Below are 4,025 nucleotides of genomic sequence, written 5' to 3'. Positions count from 1 at the left end.
CGTCGAGGACCTGCGGGAGGAACTCAACGATTGCAGCGAGCCGGAAATCGGTCGGAGCAAACCCGGCCGCTTCGAATGCGCCAAAAAGATCTTCCGGCTTCATCTGACCGCTCGTGAGACGAACCATAAGCTCATCAACCTGCCTCGACAACTCTCCCTCGTTGAAAACGTTAAAAACCCCCGAAGCAGTCGGAAGCATGGACCCCAGAGGATTAGAGGAGTCGAAGCGTTGCGTCGCGAGAGAAAACGCCTGAGCTCCCTTCTCCAGAATCGGTTCATTAGCGATCTGGCCTACAGTGGAAAGCACGTTCGGCATATTGAGATTCATATCTGTCTCCTGAAACCAATGAAATAATGAAAGCACTGTGGTAAATTTTCTGAATAATTTCAATATATTTTAAATAACTAAAAATTATATATTTTGCGAAAATTAAAACAAAACGACCTCCCCACACGGGGGAGGCCGTCTCCTGGGTCGACATGGCATCGCCTGCCCGCATCAGGCGGCTTCCTCTTCGAGCAGATCCTCTGTTGCGCGTTCCTCCGATGCATTCATGTCGATCGGAAGCCCATCGGCGATGTTGCCGTCGAGGTCACTCAGAGGTGAGGGCTCGGCAACCTGCTCGCGATCGCCCCCGGCATTCGGATATTCGGAAATCGGGATCGGCTCGTATACGCCAGATTCATCAGTCTCTCGCATCCAGGGCGGCACGAGGCTCGGGTCCGAATATACGCTAGGAGCCGCAGGCCCTCGACCGCTGCCATCATCAACCGGCATGATCGACATGTCCTGCCCATCCGTCAGTTGGACATCGCGTTCACCCGCCCTCAAGGTGCTATCGACCGACATACCGCCCGGCGTCATCATGTCCGGGTACTGCATGCCCCCGGCCTGTGAGCCGCCGGGGAACTGGTTGGCCAACCGCTCCAGCATGGTGAGCAGTTGCATCATGCGCTCGAGAAAGAGAATCGCTCCGGCCAGCTCGTCCGGAACACCCGGGCCCATGCCCTGCATACCGAAAGGCGCGCCGACCTCAGTCGAGCGCATGGCATACGGATCTGCGTAGGGATCCGTCTGATAGAAACCCATCATATCAGGACCAAGGCCACCAACGAGACTGCCCCCGCCCGTCATCATCGCCGGATCCGCGACAGGAGGCCCGGCATCATTCAGCCCGGCAGCACGAAGCCCGTCCAAATATCCCTGTGCATAGACCTGTTCCGCCTGATCACTCGGGAATGCGCCCTGATCACTGATCGGCTGGGCGCCAAGGACAGATCCGGATTGTCGCATCGAACCGGAAAGTGCGCTGCCAAATTCTTCAGCACCCCCGTCCGGGACAGCTGCGTTGTTTGGGACATGGCTCGTCCGCTCGAGAACCATCAAATTGCTCATCACATAACTCCCATACATTCTTTATACCGCAATTCTTGATAACTCATTCCGTTTATGCTCGCAAATAATTTTAAACAACTAATAATAATTGTTAACCATAAACTGAATACATTTTAATAGAACCGCTCGCGCCACCTGTGTATTTGCACCAGCCCTCCCGGTGCGATCAGGTTCAGACCAGGAAAGCGTCGGCGTTATCGATGATCGCTGCGCGCGCGGCGAGATAGGCCGTGACGGCGCCGTCACGCTCCAGGCGCGGGCTGAGCAGATCGCCCTGCACGTAATGACAGCCCCAGCGCGCGAGCTGGTCGAACTGCGCCTGTCGCGCAATGCCACCGGCGGCACCCTGGAGGCCGAAACCGCGTGCGAGCGCAAGGATCGTCTGCGGCAGATCGGCCTCGGCACCGGGCCGGTCGATACCCGCGATGAGCGCTTCACCCATGCGCACCACATCAACCGGGAACCGCCGCAATTGCGTCAGCGAGGCATGGCCCGAGCCGAAATCCTCCAGCGCGATACGCATGCCGGCCTGCGAAAGATAGACCAGCGCATCGCGGATGACGTCGGCGGAACGCTCATGCAGGGCCTCTTCGGGCAAGGCCAGTTCGAGATGCACCGGCAGGATCCCGGCATCGCGCAACACCGCCTCGATCGCTGTGGGGCGTTGCGGATCGCGCAGCAAAGCGGCGGATACGGGCATGCTGAACAGACCCGGATCATGCCCCTGCGCGAGGAGCCGCCCGCGCATGGCGATCACCTCGGTCAGCATCCGGCCGAACAGGTTGCCGGCGAGATTGCTCGCCTCGGCAATGGCCAGAAGCTCGCGCCCGGCCACCTCCCCCTCCGGATGCTGCCAGACCGGTGTCACCGAAAAACCCGCATGGCGCCCGTCAGCCATGGCGATGAACGGCGTATAAGCCAGACGCAAAGGCGCAGGCATCATCGCGCCCGCCTTGCCGGCGGGATCCCCATCGTTGAGCAGACCGGCCAGCGCCCGGGCGAGGCTGCGTTGCCGCAGGGCCTGCCGGCGCAGATCGCCATCGAAGACCCGCCAGGCGTCGCGCCCTCCGGCCTTGACGGCGTAGAGCGCGGCATCGGCACTGCGATAAAGGTCATCCGCCTCCGCGCCATCACGCGGCGCCAGCGCGGCGCCGATGCTGACGGAGGGGTGGTATTCACGCCCGGCCAGGTAGAGCGGCGCGCGCAGGGCGGTGATCAGGCTGTCGAGCCGCTCTTCAAGGGCATTGCCATCAGCGATCTGCTCGAGGATCAGCGCGAATTCGTCACCGCCCAGCCGCCCGGCACAATCGCGCCCGCCCGCAGCTGCGGCGAGGCGCTCCGCGACCGCGCGCAACAGCGCATCGCCGGCCTCGTGGCCGAGCGTGTCGTTGACGTCCTTGAACCGGTCAAGATCGACGCAGACGAGCGCGATGGCGGCTTCGGGTTCGCGTGCGATCGCATTGATCTGCCGCGCTTCGGCCTGCAGCGCCCGGGCCTGGAGCGCACCGCGCAATTCTTCATGGAAATGCGTGCGATTGGCCAGCCCGGTCAGCCCATCATGGCGGGCGAGATGCGCGTTGCGCGCCTCGTCGCGAATGCGCTGCGAGGCTTCGACGACGGTACCCTCGTAGAAAGCGGGATTGCCCCGCGCGTCACGCACGACCCAGGCATTCTCGGACACCCAGATCCGCCGGCGCGATCCTGTGGTAATCACCTCGGAGACGAAATCGGTGACCTCGCCATGTTCATGCATCAGACGCGCGAACTCGTGACGGCGCCTGGGATCGACGTACCATTCGGTGCCGATATCCATAACCACCGCGATCAGATCTTCCTCGCTCTCCATGCCGTTGAGCTTGACGAGAGCGGGATTGGCACGCACCTGCTTGCCGTCGAGGCTCGAGCGATAGACGCCGATGACGCTGTTGCGAAACAGGCTGTCGCCGTCACCGGCATCCAGCATGTCGCGGTCGACGGGACGCCGCAGCCAGTCGGGATCGCTGTAGAGCCGCAATTCGCCACCGTCGGGCAGCGGATAGCGGCTGACATGGCGGCGCGCGCCCGCGCGCCCGAGACCGATCGCGCTTTCACGCGCATCGAGTGCGACGCGATCATGCTCTTGCGGTTGCACGGGTACATGCCAGCCAAGAACCTCTGCCGCGCGCGGATTGCAAAGGACGACCCGGCCATCAGCGGCGATGACGATCACCCCCTGCACCATCTGCAACAGAAGATGCGGCAGAATTTCATGTGGAGGAGGTTCTGCCGGAATCGGGGCGTTCGGCATGACGGGCTCTGGCGGACGGCTTTTGCCGTCAGCTTCCGTCACATCCGCCTGTAAACGTGAGGCCGCCATCGATACCATCTCCGCAAGAGCCGCCCTCGGGGCAGATACACCCTCTCACGGCAAAGGTTAGAATCGCGTGAAGCTTCCCTAAGGGAATGGCGCATCGGCCTCCAGCCGCAGATGCAGGATCGGATAGGGGCGCCCGCAGGCATCGAGCCGCGAGCGTCCGGCCGGCGTGAAACCGATCCGCGCATAGAAGGCACGTGCCGGCCAGTTCTGCTCGTTCACATCGACCCGCACGGCGCGCAGCCCGGTCCTGACACCCTGCCATCCCGGCGGTTT

Annotated in this window: 3 protein-coding genes and 1 pseudogene; all 4 read right to left on the bottom strand. The window is 62.2% G+C overall.

Going from position 1 to position 4,025, the window contains the following annotated elements; genetic code table 11:
* Nucleotides 1-328, bottom strand: a 328-nt coding sequence (locus VKP01_RS16625; protein WP_324414263.1) for a hypothetical protein, incomplete at its 3' end; no start/stop codon positions are given.
* Nucleotides 329-499: 171 nt separating this feature from the next.
* On the bottom strand, nucleotides 500-1,396 hold the full coding sequence (locus tag VKP01_RS16620) for a hypothetical protein (protein WP_324414262.1): 897 nt from the start codon (nucleotides 1,394-1,396) through the stop codon (nucleotides 500-502).
* Nucleotides 1,397-1,568: 172 nt separating this feature from the next.
* The gene (locus VKP01_RS16615; RefSeq protein ID WP_324414261.1) at nucleotides 1,569-3,752 is read right to left on the bottom strand and encodes a putative bifunctional diguanylate cyclase/phosphodiesterase; all 2,184 of its coding nucleotides are present in this window, start codon (nucleotides 3,750-3,752) and stop codon (nucleotides 1,569-1,571) included.
* Between the two features lie 78 nt (nucleotides 3,753-3,830).
* Nucleotides 3,831-4,025 (bottom strand): annotated as a pseudogene (locus VKP01_RS16610) (hypothetical protein); the annotation flags it as partial.

It is taken from the genome of Saliniramus sp., from assembly GCF_035311605.1.
In the GTDB taxonomy this organism is placed as follows: domain Bacteria; phylum Pseudomonadota; class Alphaproteobacteria; order Rhizobiales; family Beijerinckiaceae; genus Saliniramus.
The sequence above is the reverse complement of the archived record's forward strand: the minus strand, read 5'-3'. Positions and strand labels throughout refer to the sequence as shown.